This window comes from Nonomuraea sp. PA05, from assembly GCF_008086045.1.
Taxonomy (GTDB): Bacteria; Actinomycetota; Actinomycetes; order Streptosporangiales; family Streptosporangiaceae; genus Nonomuraea; species Nonomuraea monospora.
In genome coordinates, this window is sequence record NZ_VSEY01000054.1 from 57,082 (window position 1) to 74,642 (window position 17,561).

Below are 17,561 nucleotides of genomic sequence, written 5' to 3' on the forward strand. Positions count from 1 at the left end.
GCCGGGCCCTTGCCTGAGCACGTTCAGGGGCAGATGGTGGAGGTACGCATCCGCGCATGAGCGTCTGGACCGCCCGGAGTGGATTCTCCGGCGGGTTGTCCCGCCCGGACAGCGAGATGGGTGGCGGTGGCCGATGAGGTCACCAGACCTGCCGCCGGTTGACGGTGCCTCTGCTGTTCCGGGCGGGACGCTTGACGCATGCTCCTACCAGCGGTCGTGGACCTGCGGGCGGATGAGCTCGTCGTAGACGTCCCGGACGGCGGCCAGGGTGGCGGCGTCCAGCGGCGGGACCGCGTCGGCGGCGGCGTTGGCCCGCGCCTGACCGGGGTTGCGGGCGCCGGGGATGACGACCGACACGCCCTCCTGGTCCAGCACCCACCGCAACGCGAACTGCGCCATGCTCACCCCGTCCGGCACCAGGGGCGCCAGGCGGCGGACCGCCTCCAGGCCGGTGGCGAAGTCCACGCCGGAGAACGTCTCGCCGACGTCGAACGCCTCGCCGCGCCGGTTGTAGTTGCGGTGGTCGTCGGCGGAGAACGTGGTGTGCTCGTCGTACTTGCCCGACAGCAGCCCGCTGGCCAGCGGGACGCGGGCGATGATGCCCACCCCCGCCGCGCGGGCCGCCGGCAGGACCCGCTCCAGCGGCTTGAGCCGGAACGCGTTGAAGATGATCTGCACCGTCGCCACGCCGGGCCGGGCGATGGCCGTCAGGGCCTCCGCGCACGTCTCCACGCTCACCCCGTACGCGGCGAGCTTCTTCTCCGACACCAGCGTGTCGAGGGCGTCGAAGACCGCGTCCGTCGAGTAGACGGGCGTCGGCGGGCAGTGGAGCTGGACCAGGTCGAGGGTGTCCACGCCCAGGTTGCGGCGGGAACGTTCGTTCCAGGCGCGGAAGTTGGACATGACGTAGTTGGACGGGACCTGCTCCATCCGCCGGCCCATCTTGGTGGCCACGGTGACCTCGGGGTGGTCCTTGGCGAAGCGGCCGACGATCTGCTCGCTGCGCCCGTCGCCGTACACGTCGGCGGTGTCGATGAAGGTCACGCCCGATTCGACGGCCGCGGTCAGCGTGGCGACGGCCTCGTCCTCCGACACCTCGCCCCAGTCGGCGCCGAGCTGCCAGGCGCCGAGCCCGACCACGCCGACGCGGCGTCCGGTGCGTCCCAACACGCGCTGTTCCATGTGTCCACCTCATAGCTGATGTGCCTGACCAGCACCAGTCTTCCGGATGGGCGGGGGAGTGGCACACCCCGCCCCCGGGTGGTGGGGAGGGGCGGGGTGCGCGTCAGCGGGGGCAGGCGCCGGTGTGGGTGGGGCCGGATTTGAGGAGGAGGCGTCTGGCGAGGATCTCGGCGGCGACGTCCGCGCCCATCGCGAGCCCGTCGAAGTTGCTGAAGGAGAAGTGCAGCCCGCCGACCACCCGGGAGCGGCCCGCGTCCGCCGCGGCGGCCGAGAAGGCGGGGAACTGCCTGCGCCACGGCTGCCCGGTCGCCGGGTCGATCGGCGCGCTGTCGGTGACCAGCGTGAACGGGATACGGTCGGCGCAGAAGAAGCCCGCCAGGACGGCGGCGCCCGCGCCGCTGAAGGAGCTGTGGCCCGAGATGTACTCGGGGGAGCTGCCCGCGCTGCCGGCTCGCGCCCGCCAGCCGGGGACGGGCTCGGTGTACGGGTTGCCGTCGGTGTCCGCCTGCTGGATGGCCGCCGTGGGCCGCCAGTGGCGGAAGGTGTGCTTCGTACGGACCGTCGGGATGGAGGTGTCGGCCAGGGCCATGCCCAGCAGCGCGAACAGCCGGGCCTCCTCAGCCAGCGGCAGCGGCCGGTCCACGGCGAGCGCGACCTTGACCCATTCGCCGGGCGGTTGCGCCGTGCCGGTGGGCAGCGACCAGTACTGGTAGACGGCCGACTTGTCCGCGTCGGCGATGGAGGCGTCGCCGAGCAGCCTGACCTCGGCGAACGCCGCCGCGTAGTCGAGGCTCGCGAGGGCGGGCGGGCCGTCGCCCACGTACGGGGCCGCGTCGGCGATGCCGAACGGTGTCATGTTCCGGTATTGCACGCCCGGCCACGCCTGCGCGAACACGCCGGGCCCCGAGCCGGCGGGCTGCGTCTCCACCGGTGACGAGCCGTCGCCCTGCCTGGCCGCGTGCACGTCCCTGCCGACGCTCTCGCCCCACGCGCGGCCGTCGGCGACGCGCGGCCCCGTCCCTAATCGGGCCAGGTCCGCGTTCAGCCGCTCGGTGAGGGCGGCCTCCTGGCCCGGATACAGGCGGGTCAGCACCGCGTGCGCCGCCGCCACGGCCGCGGCCTGCTGGTCGCCGCGCGCGGGCGCGCCCTTCGGGTCGCGCAGCGCGGACGTCCTGGCGCGGTGGTCGCCGCGGGCGGTGGCGATGCCGTTGACGGCGTCGTACATGCCGATGTTGACCATCGCGTACGTCCTGGCGGCGTCGGAGTCGGAGGCCCGTTCGGCGCGGACGACCTGGAGGGCCTGCTCGTTCCACGCCCGCACCGGGTCGACGCCGGCCGAGACCTGCGGAACGGCCGGGGTGAGCGGGGCGAGGAGCAGCAGCGCGATGAGCTTGTTCATGAGATCCCCTCTTGCGATGAAGAGCCGATCACTGAAAGATGCGCCTCACGCGCCGCTCCCGCCACTACCCCGCCCGGTCATGCGGCCGTGCGGCGCGCCAGGCGGTGCTCGTCCAGCGTGCGGGTGAGCGCGTGCAGCGCCCGGCGCAGCGAGACGCCGTCCAGGTGGCCGAAACTCAGCACGATCCCGTTGCCCGGCTGCGACTCCGGATGGTGGAAGGCGGCCAGTTCCGCCACCTGGACCCGCCGCGCCAGCAGCGCCGCGGCCACCGACGGGGCCGGCACCGACACCGGGAGCAGCAGCGTGGCCGCCGCGCCGGTGCGCGCGCCGAGCAGCCGGGTGTGCGGGTACGCCTCCAGCGCCTGGCGGACGAGCGCCCGCTTGGCCGCGTACTGGGCCGACAGCTCGGCCATCCGCCCGGCCACGCAGCCCGACCTGAGCAGGTCCGTGACCGCGAGCTGCGAGGTGATCGACGGCCCCGCGGGCATGAACTGCTCGATCTCCCCGGCCAGCCGCCGCGGCACCACCGCGAACGCCAGCCGCAGCGTCGGCGTCAGCACCTCGGCGAACGAGCCCACCATGGCCGTGGACCACGTGTCGCCGAGCGCGGGCACGGCGGGCAGCGGTTCGGGCAGCGGTTCCGGCCGGGCGGCGAACAGCCCGTCGAAGGCCGGCTCCAGCACCAGGCCGCCGCTGTCACGCGCCCACTGCGTCAGCGCGTGGCGCCGGTCGAGCGGCAGCCGCGTGCCGAGCGGGTCGCCGCGCTCCGGCAGCACCACGACGACGTCGCAGGCGGCGGGGATCCGGTCGGTACGCGCGCCCGAGCCGTCCACGGGCAGGGGCAGCACGGTGCCGAGCCGGGACAGCGCAGCCCTGAGCTTCGGCGGAGCCGGATCCTCCAGCGCGATCACCGGGTCGGAGCCGCCCTGTGCGCGCAGGATCAGCCGCAGCGCGTCCGCGATGCCGGGCGTGACGATCACCTCGTGGCCGTCCAGCTCCAGGCCGCGCGCGTGCCGCAGGTGGGCGGCGATGGCGGCGCGCAGCGCGGGCAGCCCGGTGGCGGGCAGCCCGCCGAGCGGCGGCCGGTGCAGGCCGGCGCGCCGCCAGGCCGCCCGCCACGCGGCCAGCGGGAAGCCCTGTGTGCTCGGCCGGTCCAGCCGCAGGTCGAGCAGCGTCTCGCCGGAGGCGGCCGCGCGGGGCGCCGCGCCGGCCTGCTCGCACACGTACGTGCCCGAGCCGTGCCGCCCGGTGATGTACCCCTCGGCCAGCAGCCTCTCGAAAGCGGCCAGCGCCACACCCCGCGAGATCCCCAGCACGCGTGACAGCGTGCGGGTGGACGGCATCCGGCTGCGGGGGGCCAGTTGCCCCCGCACGATGGCCCTCCTGAGCTGGGCGGTGAGCTGGTCCTGCAGCGGCTCGGGCAGGCCACGCTCAAGGTGGATGGGTATGCTGAGCCTTTGCGGATGGCGCATGGATCGTCCCCCAGTCGACGTACGGAACAGGCCCCCTCCACATAGGCGTGACATCCCGTTCCACGCCGTGCCATCGCGGGCCGTTCCCGGACCATGGGGCCGTCAGCGCGGCCGGTACGAGCAGCGCACCCCGGTCTGCACGGTGGCGCGCAGCTCCTCGCCGATGGTCCGGTCCACTGCGGAGATGCGGTCCAGCGCCCGCCGGATCGCCTTGCCGACGGCGATCCTCGCCCGTTCCTCGTTGCCCGCGAACGGCCGCGCCCGGCCGCCCATGCCGGTCGCGGCGGCCAGCTCCGCGATCAGCCATTCGCGTTCCATCCGCAGCGCCGCCGCGCGTTCCAGGTCGTGCATCGCCTCGTGCTCGTCGATCTCGGCCTGCAGCCCGGTCAGGCGGCGGCGGTAGGAGTCCCTGGCCACGTCGTCGAGGATGGGCTGCACCGACTCGCGCGAGCCTTCGCGCCGCTTCTTTGCCGTCGCCCTGCCCGCCGTCCTGCCCGCGAGAGCGCTTGCCGCCGTGCTCGCCGCCGTGCCCGCCGCGAGGTCGGCGGAGGGGATCTCGTGGCCGGGGTTGGCGGCCAGCGTGGCCAGATGCGCCATGCCGACGCTGTGGTCCACCAGCGCCACCCGCCCGTTCAGCTCGACGTGCCAGTGCCGCCCGTCGCGCCGGAACCGGCACGCCCCGTCCGCCCGCGGCGGCCGTCCGACCACCGCGGGAAGGACCATGCCCAGGTCGGCGGCCTCGCGGGCGGCGGTGGCCAGCTCGGCGCGAGCCGTCTCGTCGGCGGGGCCGTCGCGCAGCGCCAGCGCCTGGCCGAGCCGGCAGCGCGACAGCGTCGCGGCTGGCCAGTGGCCCAGCGCCAGGTTGTCGTGCACGGCCTCGCGCAGGTGCGCGATGGCCAGGTCGAGGTCGCCGGTGGTGAGCGCGGCCATGCCCAGGGAGTGCCGCACCGAGCCGAAGCAGGCCACGCCGAGGCTGGCGATCACCGGCAGATGCGCGTACGGGCTCAGCAGCGCGTACGCGCAGGCGGCCGTGTCGGCGTCCTGCAACAGGTGCGCGGCCTCGACCACGCAGTACATCGCGACCAGCCAGGAGCTGGAGCTGGGCACCTCCGCCAGGTCCCGGCCGCGTAACCGGGCCAGGTGCCCGGCCGCCAACCGGCGGTCGCCGGCGACGGCGGCGGCCAGGGCCAGGGCGGCCACGTAGGAGTTGTCGATGGGGCTGAGCGTGGGGGAGTTGACCAGGTCCGCGAGGGCGGGCAGCAGCTCGGGGGCGCGCCCCTGGTACCAGCGGATGGCGCCGAGCTGGCCGCCGTACCAGCCGATCGCGTCGATGTCGCCGGCCGCCACGCCGCGCTCGAAGCAGACGCCGGCCAGCCGCTCGGCCTCCTCCAGCCGGCCCGCGCGGATGGTGAGCATGACCTCCAGCGCGCGGACCACGAACTCGATCGCCAGGTTCGGGTGCTCGTCGAGCACGGCGCGCAACTCCTGCATGCAGCGCTCCGCGTGCGGGTCGGCGGCCAGGTGGAGGTTCACCGTGCGCCACATCAGGCCCATGATCAGGTCGCTCCGGCGGCCGGTCACGGCGGCCTGGCCGATCAGCTCGCCGGACAGCTCCATCCGCAGCTTCCCGTGCCCCGGCCCGAGCACGCAGTGGTGCGCCAGGCTCAGCGCCTCCGCCAGCGCCAGCGCGTCGCCCGAGCCTCTGGCCTGGTCCAGCAGCCGCAGGATGCCGTCGTGGGTGCCGCCCCGGTAGTCCTCCTCGCCCTGGATGCGCAGCCGCAGCCGCAGCGCGAGCGGGGAGCCCGGCTCCACCTGGGACAGCGCATGCCGCTGGCGGACCCGTACCTTCTCCCACTCGACCGCGGTGCGGTACTCGTGCACCCAGATCCCGCCCAGCCCCAGCGCCGCCTGCGCCAGCCCCGCCTGGTCGCCGCACTCCTCCGCCCGCACGTAGGCCCGGTCGAACCAGCGCCGGGCGCGCTGCAGGTCACCGTCCTCGAACAGCGCGCGCTCCCCCCGGACGAGGGCCGCTTCGAGATCCGGGCATGACGGCGGGCGAACACCCAGGCCTTGTGCAACGCTCACGATTCCCGCTCCCCTGTCGGTCATCCGGACTGAGCGTCCCCACGCTGGTCCGAATACCGTTCTAGGTGAAGCACGTATGACGTACGGGGCGGGGTTCAATCCCGCGTAGCCTCAATGCCATGATTCGTCCCGCCACACCCGCTGACGTGCCCGAAATCGTCAGCATGATCCTTGAGCTCGCCACGTACGAGAAGGCCGCACACGAGGTGCGCGTCACCGAGGAGCAGCTCCACGACACCCTCTTCGGCGACCACCCCGCCGCCTTCGTGCACATCGCCGAGCAGGACGGCGCGGTGGTGGGCTTCACGCTGTGGTTCCTGACCTTCTCCACCTGGCGCGGCACGCACGGCGTCTACATGGAGGACCTGTACGTGCGCCCGCAGCACCGCGGCGGCGGCCACGGCGTGGGCCTGATGCGCAAGCTGGCCGAGATCTGCGCGGAGCGGGGCTACCAGCGCCTCGAATGGGCGGTCCTCGACTGGAACCAGCCCAGCATCGACTTCTACGAGAAGCTCGGCGCGGTCAACCAGGACGACTGGTACCGCTACCGGCTGACCGACGAGCCGCTCGCCCGCCTGGCCGCCCGGCGCGACTGACCCCGGCCAACCGACCCGGCCAGCCGTCACGCAGGTCACGCAGGTCACGCACCGTGACGTGACCTGCGTGACACAACTCTTTAAACCCCGGCGTGCGAGCGCGCCCGGCTGCTCTCCTGCTCGAACATGCCCGCCGACGGCTCTTCAAGGTCGCGGTGGGTCTCCTCCATCCGGAGCGCGACACCGAGCGCGAAGAACGTGGGCGCCCACTCCCCGATGAAGATGCCCCAGCGGTCGGCCCGGTCCAGCCCAGCCTGCTCGGTGTTCTTCGACATCAGCCAGGTGCCGAAGGACAGGGCGATGGACGCCAGCCCCGCGGTGTACATGTGCCCCGACTTGACACCCATGTCATGCAGCTTTTTGATCATGTTTCCCCCCTTGCTCCCAGTGCAGTTACCCCAGGGCAGGGCAGGTAACCGATCATTACGGGCGTGTTTCCGCGGTGACGGTTGTGCGTGGCTTGTTACCGAGGTGAATCACACGTAACCAACGCACGGCCACGCACGGTCAGAGTGCGTAACGAGCCCTTCCTACCTTGGAGATCCCCGGACGCCGAGCGTAGGAGAGGTCGATGGCGCGCTGGATCGCCGAGTGGCATCCCGATGACCCAGCATTCTGGGAGAAGTCAGGCAAGCGAGTCGCACGCCGCAACCTGATCTTCTCGATCGTTGCCGAACACCTCGGCTTCACGGTGTGGACCCTGTGGAGCATCGTGGCGACCAAGATGGGGTCGTACGAGTTCACCACCGACGAGCTCTTCTGGCTGGTCGCCCTGCCGAACCTGATCGGCTCGGTGCTGCGGGTGCCCTACACGTTCGGGCCCGCCAAGTTCGGCGGCCGCAACTTCACCGTGGTCAGCGCGACGTTGCTGCTCATCCCCGCCGTGCTGCTCAGCGTGGCGGTGAACAACCCGGACACGCCCTACTGGCTCTTCCTGGTCATCGCGGCGCTGGCCGGCTTCGGCGGCGGCAACTTCGCCTCCAGCATGGCCAACATCACCTACTTCTACCCGCGCAGCAAGCAGGGCGTCGCGCTCGGCCTCAACGCCGCGGGCGGCAACATCGGCGTCAGCTCCGTGCAGCTCGTCATGCCGCTGGTGATCGGCTCGCTCGGGCTGGCCGCCGCCGGGTGGTTCTGGATCCCGTTCGTCGTGGTGGCCGCCGCCTGCGCGTTCTTCTTCATGGACAACCTGACCAGCGCCAAGGCCAACCCCCGCCAGCAGCTCGCGGTGGCGGGCAAGGCCCAGACCTGGATCATGTCCTTCCTCTACATCGGCACGTTCGGCTCGTTCATCGGCTACTCCACCGCCTTCCCCCTGCTGAGCCAGAGCCTCTTCCCCGACGCCCCGTTCGCGGCCGTCGCCTTCGCCGGGCCCCTGATCGGCTCGCTGATCAGGCCCGTCGGCGGCTGGCTGGCCGACAAGCTCGGCGGCGCCCCCGTCACCCTGTGGAACTTCGCCGCCATGGGCGGCGGCGTCCTGCTCGTCTGGTGGGCCAGCACCTCCGGCAACTTCTGGATGTTCTTCCTGTCCTTCCAGCTCCTCTTCCTCACCGCCGGCGTCGGGAACGGCTCCACCTACCGCATGATCCCGGCCATCTTCCAGGCCAAGGCCGTCGCCGAGCGCGGCGACGAGACCGAGGAGACCCTGCTGTACGGCAAGCGCCAGGCCTCCGCCGCCATCGGCATCATCTCGGCGGTCGGCGCCCTCGGCGGGTTCCTCATCAACCGGGCGTTCGGCATGGCGTTCGCCGCGGCCGGCACCCCCGCCCCCGCCTTCCTCGCCTTCGGGGTCTTCTACGTCGCCTGCCTGACCCTGACCTGGTGGTGCTACACCAGGACGGTCGGCGTCAAGGTCGTCGCGAGTCTCGCTCATGCCCGGATCTGAAGTGGCGACGAAGACACACTGCCCGTACTGCGCCCTGCAGTGCGGCATGGAGATCGGGCCTGAGCTGACCATCAGCCCCAGGACCGACATCCCGGCCAACGCCTCGGGGGCGCTGTGCCAGAAGGGCTGGACGGCGGGCGAGCTGCTCACCAACGGCGAGCGCCTGACCACCCCCCTCCTGCACGGCGAGCCCGTGGAGTGGGACGTCGCGCTGGACTACGTGGCGTACCGGTTGTCCGCCATCCGCGCCGAGCACGGCCCCGACGCCGTGGCCGTGTTCGGCGGGGGTGGGCTGACCAACGAGAAGGCGTACACGCTGGGCAAGTTCGCCCGCGTCGCCCTCGGCACCAGCCAGATCGACTACAACGGCCGCTTCTGCATGTCGTCGGCCGCCGCCGCCTCCATCAAGGCGTTCGGCATGGACCGGGGCATGCCGTTCCCGATCACCGACCTGGACGACGCCGACGTCGTCATGATCGCCGGCGGCAACGTCGCCGAGACCATGCCGCCGTTCGTCCGCCACCTGGACGGGCCGCGTCTCATCGTCATCGACCCGCGCCGCACCCAGACCGCCAAGCTGGCCTGGCTGCACCTGCAGCCCACGCCCGGCACCGACCTGGCGCTCGCCCTCGGCATGCTGCACCTGGCCATCGCCGACGGCCTGGTGGACGAGGAGTACGTCGCCGCCAGGACCACCGGGTTCGAGCAGGTGCGCACCTCGCTGTCGGCCTGGTGGCCCGAGCTGGTCGAGCGGATCACCGGGGTGCCCGTCCACCAGATGCGGCAGGCCGTCAGGGCGCTGGCCGCCGTGGACAAGGCGTACATCCTGACCGGCCGCGGCGCCGAGCAGCACGCCAAGGGCACCGACACCGTCACCGCGTTCATCAACCTCGCCCTCGCGCTCGGCCTGCCCGGCAGGCACGGCTCCGGGTACGGGTGCGTGACCGGCCAGGGCAACGGCCAGGGCGGCAGGGAGCACGGCCAGAAGGCCGACCAGCTCCCCGGCTATCGCAAGATCGACGACCCGGCGGCCCGCGAGCACATGGCGCGGATCTGGGGCATCCCGGCCGAGGACATCCCCGGGCCAGGACGGTCGGCGTACGAGCTGCTCGACGCACTCGGCACCCCTGAGGGGCCGAAGGCGCTGCTGCTGTTCGGCTCCAACCCGGTCATCTCGGCGCCCGCCGCCGAGCACGTCGCCGGCCGCATCGGCGCCCTCGACCTGCTCGTCGCCTGCGACTTCGTGATGTCGGAGACCGCGGCGCTGGCCGACGTGGTCTTCCCCGTCACACAGTGGGCCGAGGAGAGCGGCACCATGACGAACCTCGAAGGCCGCGTCCTGCTCCGCCGCCGGGCCGCCGCACCGCCTGAGGGCGTCAGGAGCGACCTCGACGTGCTCGCCGGGCTGGCCGAGCGGCTCGGTCACACCTTCGAGACCGAGCCGGTCAAGGTCTTCGACGAGCTGCGCCGGGCCAGCGCCGGCGGGCCCGCCGACTACTCCGGCATCACCTACGACCGCATCGCGGACGAGACCGGCGTCTTCTGGCCCTGCCCTTCCCCCGAGCACCCAGGCACGCCCCGCCCGTTCCTCGACCGGTTCGCCCACCCCGACGGCCGCGCCAGGTTCGTGCCCGTCCAGCACCGGCCGGCCGCCGAGGAGCCCGACCAGGACTACCCCGTCTACCTGAGCACCGGCCGGGTGCTCACCCACTACCAGAGCGGTGCGCAGACCCGGCGCATCGCCTCGCTCGTCCAGGCCGCCCCCGAGCCGTACGTCGAGTTGCACCCGGACCTGGCCGAGCAGCTCGACATCACCGCGGGGGACGTCGTGCGGGTCAGCAGCAGGAGAGGCGAGGGCAAGGCCGTCGCCAGGATCAGCGACGCCATCAGGCGCGACACCGTGTTCATGCCCTTCCACTGGGAGGGCGCCAACCGGCTGACCAACCCGGCACTCGACCCGACGTCGAGGATGCCGGAGTTCAAGGTCTGCGCTGTCAGGGTGGAGAGGGACTCATGAGGCTCGTCGTCGTGGGCAACGGGATGGCCGGGTCGCGGCTGATCAGCGAGGTGCGCACCCGTGACCCGCACATGAAGATCACTGTTTTCGGCGCGGAGACGCGTCACCCGTACAACCGGGTGCTGCTGTCCAACGTGCTGGCCGGCAGCTCCCGCCCCGAACAGGTGCGGCTGCTCGACCCCGCCTGGTACGACTCGCACGGCGTGGAGGCCGCCTTCGGCAGCGCGGTCGCGCACATCGACAGGGACACCAGGCACGTCGTCACCGAGGACGGCCGGCGCGAGCCGTACGACCTGCTGGTGCTGGCCACCGGCAGCGACGCGATCGTGCCGCCGATCCCCGGGGTCGAGCGGGCCATCCCGTTCCGCACCCTCGACGACTGCGAGCGGATCATCGAGGCCGCCGCGAACGCCCGCAAGGCCGTGGTCGTCGGCGGCGGCCTGCTCGGCATCGAGGCCGCCCGCGGCCTGGCCGGGCGCGGCCTCCCGGTCACCCTGCTGCACCTGGCGGGCCACCTCATGGAGCGCCAGCTCGACGTGGAGGCCGGCGAGGTGCTCGGCGAGACCCTGAACGGGCTCGGCGTCGAGATCCGCACCGGCGTCTCCGCCTCCGGCGTCGAGGAGCACGGCGTCCGGCTCGACGACGGCGAGCTGGTCGAGGCCGACCTCGTCATCCTGGCCTGCGGCGTCCGCCCCGTCACGGGGCTGGCCGCCGACGCGGGCCTGGAGGTGCGGCGCGGCGTCGTCGTGGACGACGAGCTGCGCACCGACGACCCGTCCATCTTCGCCATCGGCGAGTGCGCCGAGCACGACGGCACCGTCTACGGGCTGGTCGCCCCAGCCTGGGAGCAGGCCTCCGTGGCCGCCGACGTCATCACCGGCGGCAAGGCCCTCTACCGCGGCTCCCGCCTGGTGACCAGGCTCAAGGCCAAGAGCGTCGAGCTGGCCGCCATGGGCGACACCCAGCTCGGCGAGGAGCACGCCGAGGTGGTGCGCTTCAGCCACCGGGCCCGCGGCACCTACCGCAAGCTCGTCATCAAGGACGGCCGGCTGGTCGGCGCGATCCTGCTGGGCGAGAGCGACGCGGTCGGCACGCTCACCCAGCTCTTCGACCGCGGCGGGCCGGTGCCCGGCGACCGGGCCGGGCTGCTCTTCCCCGGGCTGGCCTCGGCGCCCGTGGCCGACAGCCCGACGCTGATGCCCGACGCGGCCAAGGTCTGCCAGTGCAACAACGTGACCAAGGGCCAGATCAGAGCCTGCTGGGAGGCCGGAGCCAGGGACGTGGCCGCGGTGGCGAGCGCCACCAGGGCCACGACCGGATGCGGAACCTGCCGCGACGCCGTCGAGGGCATCGTCGGCTGGCTGTGCGAGCAAGAAGGAGTTTCGGTATGAACAGGATCGTCGTCGTAGGGTATGGTCCGACGGCTCATCGGCTCGTCGAGACTCTGACGAGCAAGGGCTTCGGCGGCACCGTCACCGTGATCGGGGAGGAGCCGCGTCCGGCCTACGACCGGGTGCACCTGACCTCGTACCTGTCCGGCACCAGCGCCGACGACCTCACCTACGAGGTGCCCTCCGGCATCGTGACCAGGCTGAACACCAAGGTCACCGGCATCGACCGGGAGGCCCGGCAGGTCACGCTGGCCGACGGCGGCACCGAGCCGTACGACGTGCTCGTGCTGGCCACCGGCTCCGCGCCGTTCGTGCCGCCGGTGCCCGGTGCCGAGCACGCCTACGTCTACCGCACGATCGAGGACCTCGACGCGATCAGGGTGGCCGCCAAGGACGCCGTCGAGGGCGTCGTGGTCGGCGGCGGACTGCTCGGCCTGGAGGCGGCCGACGCGCTGCGGGCGCTCGGCCTCAAGGCGCACATCGTCGAGATGAGCCCCTGGCTGATGCCGCGCCAGGTGGACGAGGGCGGCGGCTCGGTGCTGAAGTCGCACATCGAGGGCCTCGGCCTGGGCGTGCACGCCGGCGCGGGCGTGCAGGAGGTCGTGACCGACGGCTCCGGCCAGGTCACCGGGCTGCGCAAGCCGGACGGCACCATGGTGGACGCGCAGGTCGTCGTGTTCTCCGCGGGAATCAGGCCGCGCGACGAGCTGGCCAGGTCCGCCGGGCTGGAGGTCGGCCCGCGCGGCGGCATCGTGGTGGACGGCGGCATGCTGACCTCCGACCCCGCGATCTACGCCATCGGCGAGTGCGCGCTGGCGGGCGGCATGGTGTACGGCCTGGTCGGGCCGTGCAACACGATGGCCGAGGTGGCGGCCGACCGGATCATGGGCGGCTCCTCGTCGTTCGAGGGCGCCGACATGTCGACCAAGCTGAAGCTGCTGGGCGTGGAGGTGGCGCAGTTCGGCGCCATGGAGGGGGCGCTCGACGTCACCTACATGGACCCGGTCGGCGGCGTCTACAAGAAGCTCTTCATCAGCGACGACGCGCGGACGCTGCTCGGCGGCATCTGCGTGGGCGACGCCTCGCCGTACACGCAGTTGCGGCCCTTCGTCGGCAAGGAGCTGCCCGCCTCGCCGTCCGACCTGCTCTTCAGCGGGGCGGGGGCGCAGCTCGACCTGCCGGACGAGGCGCAGGTCTGCTCCTGCAACAACGTGTGCGCCGGCGACATCCGCACGGCCATCGCCGACAAGGGCGTGACCGACGTGCCCGGCCTGAAGGCCTGCACGCGGGCCGGCACCACCTGCGGAAGCTGCGTGCCGATGCTCAAGCAGCTCCTGGAGAAGTCGGGCGTCGAGGTCAGCAAGGCGCTGTGCGAGCACTTCACGTACTCGCGGGCCGAGCTGTTCGACATCGCGCGGGTACGCGGCGTCACGACGTTCTCCGAGCTCATCGGGCAGCACGGCACCGGACGGGGCTGCGACATCTGCAAGCCCGCCGTGGCCTCGATCCTGGCCTCGCTGCACAACGGGCACGTGCTGGAGGGCGAGCGGGCCACCCTTCAGGACACCAACGACAAGTTCCTCGCCAACATGCAGAAGAACGGCACGTACTCGGTCGTCCCGCGCATCCCCGGCGGCGAGATCACGCCCGAGAAGCTGATCGTGATCGGTGAGGTGGCCCGCGACTTCGGCCTCTACACCAAGATCACCGGCGGGCAGCGGATCGACCTGTTCGGCGCCACCGTCGATCAGCTCCCGGCGATCTGGCGGCGGCTGGTGGACGCCGGGTTCGAGTCGGGGCACGCGTACGGCAAGGCGCTGCGCACGGTGAAGTCCTGCGTGGGCTCGACCTGGTGCCGCTACGGTGTGCAGGACTCGGTCGGCATGGCCATCGCGCTGGAGCTGCGCTACCGGGGCCTGCGCTCCCCGCACAAGCTCAAGTCGGCCGTCTCCGGCTGCGCCCGCGAATGCGCCGAGGCCCGCTCGAAGGACTTCGGCATCATCGCCACCGAGCAGGGCTGGAACCTGTACGTCGGCGGCAACGGCGGCTTCAAGCCCCGCCACGCCGACCTGCTGGCCAACGACCTGAGCACCGACGAGCTGATCAGGACCATCGACCGGTTCCTGATGTTCTACATCCGCACGGCCGACAGGCTGCAACGCACGTCCACCTGGCTCGAGTCGCTGGACGGCGGGCTCGACTACCTCCGTGAGGTGATCATGGAAGACACGCTGGGCATCTGCGCCGACCTGGACTCGCAGATGGAACGGCACATCGCCACGTACGCCGACGAGTGGGCCGCGACGCTGGACGACCCGGAGAAGCTGAGCCGGTTCGTGAGCTTCGTCAACGCCCCCGGCGTGCCCGACCCGTCGATCGTGTTCGCCAGCGAGCGCGGCCAGATCAAGCCGGTGATGGCCCGATGAACTGGACCCCGATCTGCTCCATCGACGCCCTGCGGCCGGAGAGCGGCGTCTGCGCCCTGGTGGACGGCGTCCAGGTGGCCGTCTTCATGACCTACGACGGCGAGCTGCACGCGCTGTCCAACCTCGACCCCTACACCGACGCGTACGTGCTCTCGCGCGGCATCGTCGGCACCAGGCAGGGCGAGCCGACCGTGGCCTCGCCGCTGCACAAGCAGGTGTACTCGCTGGTGAGCGGGCGGTGCCTGGACGACGAGACGCTGTCGGTGCCGGTGTACGGCGTGCGGGTGGGGGACGGCGGGCTGGTGGAGGTCACCCTCGGACAGCGCGTGGCGGCCGGTCTCGAAGAGCGGGTGGAGGTCGGCGTCTAGCCCTCTGCCGATATACGGCCCAGGTCGCCGGCTCGCACGGCGGCCTGGGCCCTTCGCGTTCTCAGGCGACCGTGCTCACTTCGGCCGGTGGGTAGACGTGCGCGCCGCGGTGCGCCGCGGGAAGCACGCAGCGCCGTCCGGAGTCGAGGGTGTCACAGCGCTCGGCGTCTTCGCGCTGGGGAAGGGGGGAGGGGTTCGCCTTGATTCGCGGCACTGAATGGACGCTATAGGCGGTATCGGGCGCGCTGGTATCGGCACGGCAACGATCGCAGCTCTGACCGGTCTCTTCCATGGGCGTGAAGGGTTACCGTGAGTAATACCCGAACCAGGTAAAGGGGTCGTGCGGAGTGCCTAAACCGCGCATTCGCCGCCGATCAGCGTGGGCATCAAAGCGGCCATGAGCAAGATTTCTCAGCGCAGGGCACTCCTGCTGGCGGCGATCGTGCCCGCCCTCCTCGTCACGGGCTGCTCCGCGGGGAACAACACCCAGGCGATGAAGGGCGCGGCGAGCCCCGGCACGCCCACCGACATGGACTCCATGTCCCCGGAGGAGACCGACACCTCCCCCGACGCCACGGACACGGCTTCCCCGACGGACACCGCGGGCGGCGGCGGACAGGCGCAGACGACCGTACAGGGCTTCTTCAGCGCGCTGAAGTCGGGGAACGTCGACCAGGTCGTCAGCTCCTTCTCCGACGACGCGGTCGCCGCCGTGGACGGGCAGGCCACGGCCGAGGGCAGCCAGGCCATCCGCACCCTGTTCCAGAAGCAGCTCCAGGGCAACGGCATGAAGCAGGCCACACACACGATCGACGAGTCGCGCACGGCCGGCGACGCGGACGCGATCGTCCGTTCGACGAGCAAGCAGGGTAGTGACAACTACCGCGAGCTGTTCGTGCTCACGAAGGACGGCGAGGACTGGAAGATCTCGCAGTTCATGAACAACAAGGCTTCCTGAGCGAGGTTCTGTACGGGGGGCGGCGGCGGGTCGGGGGATCGGCCGCCGCCTTGGCCGGTGGTTCTGGTGGCCGATCCCCGACCCGGAAACCCGGTCCGCAACTGACCGTATATTGTGCGGTTAAGGCGCGGCATATCTAGACATATGCGTTTTTAATTCTTGGTGGTGTCGCCGGGGATGCGGGGGTTGATGCGCCGCTGATCCACCAGGGCCAGGTACACCGCGAAGGCGCCCCGCGCCCACATCTCCGCCTGCTGCGCGGTCAGCCTGATCTCCTCCCCCTCGTGCGAGACGATCATGTACCCGCCCAGCGGCATTCGCCGCCACGCGACCAAAACGTTCTCGTAAACGAGCACGTCGAGCATCGCGGTCAGATATTCACGTCCGGCGGCGGACACGGCGTAAGCCTCCTCGCTCCTCGCCGAATTCTCGCCCTGTGCCTCCCATTGTGCGCGCCCTTTCGGGAAATGTCTTTGACGAAATCGATCGCAGCCCCTGGGAACCTCCGCCGGGCCGCCGGTGTACCAACACCGGAGGTGGTCCCATGAAGAAGGTCCTGGCCGTGGTGATCGCGGCCCTGGCGCTGATCGCCGGGGGAGTGCCGGCCGCGGCGGCCGGTGGATGGGCGGTGACGTACCTGGATCCCGCCCCCGCCCGGTTCGAGGAGGGGAAGTCGTACGCGCTGGGGTTCTGGGTGCTGCAGCACGGCACGCACCCGTTCGAAGGCAAGATGGAGCCCGTCGGGCTGCGGCTCACCGCGGAGGGCGGCCAGAGCCTCTTGTTCGCGGGGACGGCGCTGCCGGAGGCGGCGCACTACGTGGCGTCCGTGGTCGTGCCGGCGGGCGTGTGGAAGGTGGAGGGCGTGCAGGGGCCCTTCGCCGCGTACGAGGTGGGGACGCTCACCGTGCCGGGCGGGCTGCGGATCAAGCCCGTGGACCCCGGGCTGGTGGATTCCGTCGGGGAGAGTGGGCAGCAGTACTGGGGCGACGTGCGGCCGCCCGGCTTCCCCGCAGGCGACGAACCCGTGCCCTCGGCCCCGCCCGCCGTCTCGGCCGCGCCCACCCTCTCTGCCCCGCCCGCCGTCGCGGGCGCGCCCGCGGCGCCCCCGGTCACGGCCCCGCCTGCGGTGCGCACCGGTGACGAGGGCGGCGGGGTGCCCGCGTACACGCTGATCCTGGCCGCCGCCGGCGGCGCGCTGCTGATCTGGGTGGTGCTCGGGCTGCCGACGCGGGCACGGCGGCGCCGGGAGGAAGAGCCGGATCGCCCCTCGGAGGACACCATCGTCATTTCTGGGTAGAGGCGGGGGCGGACCGCCGGGGTGCGCTCCCGACGCCCCCTTTCCCGAGCGGCGCGCGTCGGAGCTCACCCCGGCTCCGGGCATGCCCTGGCCGGGACGGGGCCCTTCCTGCCGGGGGTATGGCCCCGCGAGATGATCGGCTTCCTGGCGCTGCTGCTGGTCGGGGCATGTGGCTTTGCTGATTACCAGACAAATGACGAAATGTGCGGCATGGTCGTGGGCGTCTCCGATCTTCGCGAGGTTCGTGACATGGACTTGCCGGACTGTCCCGCTTGTGGCGCCGCCCTGACCGGATCGGTGGAGGGGTGCGCCGCTTGCGGGCTGGTGCTTCGTGGGCCTGCTGCCGATGCGTACCTGGAGGTTTCCGGGGCGCTTGCCGAGCTCGAGTTACGGCGGGTCGAGTTGGTGCGGCGGCGGGAGGGGGGGGGGGGCGGGGGCGGGGGGGGGGGCGGCGGGGGGGTGGGGGGGGGGGGGTGGGGGGGGGG

15 protein-coding genes are annotated in these 17,561 nt (G+C 72.0%); 8 read left to right on the top strand and 7 right to left on the bottom strand.

The annotated features are described in order from the left end of the window. Positions 1 to 204: 204 nt before the first annotated feature. The 4 genes from FXF51_RS52370 to FXF51_RS52385 form a co-directional block, all read right to left on the bottom strand. Positions 205 to 1,182, bottom strand: coding sequence for an aldo/keto reductase (locus FXF51_RS52370; protein WP_148442342.1), 978 nt, complete (start codon positions 1,180 to 1,182; stop codon positions 205 to 207). 103 nt (positions 1,183 to 1,285) lie between these two features. Then, entirely contained in the window at positions 1,286 to 2,581 is a 1,296-nt protein-coding gene (locus tag FXF51_RS52375; RefSeq protein ID WP_148442343.1) for a vanadium-dependent haloperoxidase, read from the bottom strand. Positions 2,582 to 2,658: 77 nt separating this feature from the next. Then, positions 2,659 to 4,053 (bottom strand): PLP-dependent aminotransferase family protein, encoded by a 1,395-nt coding sequence (locus FXF51_RS52380; RefSeq protein ID WP_187415041.1) that lies wholly within the window; start codon positions 4,051 to 4,053, stop codon positions 2,659 to 2,661. 102 nt (positions 4,054 to 4,155) lie between these two features. Beyond that, on the bottom strand, positions 4,156 to 6,138 hold the full coding sequence (locus FXF51_RS52385) for a hypothetical protein (protein ID WP_262380458.1): 1,983 nt from the start codon (positions 6,136 to 6,138) through the stop codon (positions 4,156 to 4,158). A 119-nt stretch (positions 6,139 to 6,257) separates the two neighbouring features. On the opposite strand from FXF51_RS52385, the gene FXF51_RS52390 reads away from it, so the two are divergent. Beyond that, positions 6,258 to 6,734, top strand: coding sequence for a GNAT family N-acetyltransferase (locus tag FXF51_RS52390; RefSeq protein ID WP_148442345.1), 477 nt, complete (start codon positions 6,258 to 6,260; stop codon positions 6,732 to 6,734). Positions 6,735 to 6,814: 80 nt separating this feature from the next. Here the strand turns inward: FXF51_RS52390 and FXF51_RS52395 are convergent, their stop codons facing one another. Further along, on the bottom strand, positions 6,815 to 7,102 hold the full coding sequence (locus tag FXF51_RS52395; RefSeq protein ID WP_148442346.1) for a hypothetical protein: 288 nt from the start codon (positions 7,100 to 7,102) through the stop codon (positions 6,815 to 6,817). A 203-nt stretch (positions 7,103 to 7,305) separates the two neighbouring features. Between FXF51_RS52395 and FXF51_RS52400 the strand changes: the two genes are divergently transcribed. Genes FXF51_RS52400 through nirD form a run of 5 tightly spaced genes read left to right on the top strand, consistent with a single transcriptional unit; the run spans position 7,306 to position 14,821 of the window. Next, the gene (locus FXF51_RS52400; protein ID WP_148442347.1) at positions 7,306 to 8,619 is read left to right on the top strand and encodes an MFS transporter; all 1,314 of its coding nucleotides are present in this window, start codon (positions 7,306 to 7,308) and stop codon (positions 8,617 to 8,619) included. Then, on the top strand, positions 8,606 to 10,636 hold the full coding sequence (locus FXF51_RS52405) for a molybdopterin oxidoreductase family protein (RefSeq protein ID WP_148442348.1): 2,031 nt from the start codon (positions 8,606 to 8,608) through the stop codon (positions 10,634 to 10,636). Before FXF51_RS52400 ends, FXF51_RS52405 begins: the two co-directional genes overlap by 14 nt. Beyond that, positions 10,633 to 12,027 carry an FAD-dependent oxidoreductase gene (locus FXF51_RS52410; protein WP_148442349.1) on the top strand — a complete coding sequence of 465 codons (1,395 nt, stop codon included), beginning with the start codon at positions 10,633 to 10,635 and terminating at the stop codon, positions 12,025 to 12,027. The genes FXF51_RS52405 and FXF51_RS52410 overlap by 4 nt, the downstream gene beginning before the upstream one ends. Beyond that, on the top strand, positions 12,024 to 14,453 hold the full coding sequence (gene nirB, locus FXF51_RS52415; RefSeq protein ID WP_148442350.1) for a nitrite reductase large subunit NirB: 2,430 nt from the start codon (positions 12,024 to 12,026) through the stop codon (positions 14,451 to 14,453). The genes FXF51_RS52410 and nirB overlap by 4 nt, the downstream gene beginning before the upstream one ends. Further along, complete coding sequence (gene nirD / locus FXF51_RS52420; protein ID WP_148442351.1) at positions 14,450 to 14,821, top strand: nitrite reductase small subunit NirD; 372 nt, start codon at positions 14,450 to 14,452, stop codon at positions 14,819 to 14,821. Before nirB ends, nirD begins: the two co-directional genes overlap by 4 nt. Before the next feature lie 61 nt (positions 14,822 to 14,882). On the opposite strand, the gene FXF51_RS61430 is transcribed toward nirD, so the two are convergent. After that, entirely contained in the window at positions 14,883 to 15,035 is a 153-nt protein-coding gene (locus FXF51_RS61430) for a hypothetical protein (RefSeq protein WP_187415042.1), read from the bottom strand. A 183-nt stretch (positions 15,036 to 15,218) separates the two neighbouring features. On the opposite strand from FXF51_RS61430, the gene FXF51_RS52425 reads away from it, so the two are divergent. Then, positions 15,219 to 15,779 carry a YybH family protein gene (locus tag FXF51_RS52425; protein ID WP_148442352.1) on the top strand — a complete coding sequence of 187 codons (561 nt, stop codon included), beginning with the start codon at positions 15,219 to 15,221 and terminating at the stop codon, positions 15,777 to 15,779. Between the two features lie 152 nt (positions 15,780 to 15,931). Here FXF51_RS52425 and FXF51_RS52430 read toward each other — a convergent pair whose 3' ends face one another. Then, a complete protein-coding gene (locus FXF51_RS52430; protein ID WP_148442353.1) occupies positions 15,932 to 16,177 on the bottom strand; it encodes a hypothetical protein in 246 nt (81 codons plus the stop codon). Between the two features lie 146 nt (positions 16,178 to 16,323). Between FXF51_RS52430 and FXF51_RS52435 the strand changes: the two genes are divergently transcribed. Then, positions 16,324 to 17,076, top strand: a complete 753-nt coding sequence (locus FXF51_RS52435) for a hypothetical protein (protein ID WP_148442354.1) — start codon at positions 16,324 to 16,326, stop codon at positions 17,074 to 17,076. The last annotated feature ends 485 nt before the right edge of the window (positions 17,077 to 17,561 follow it).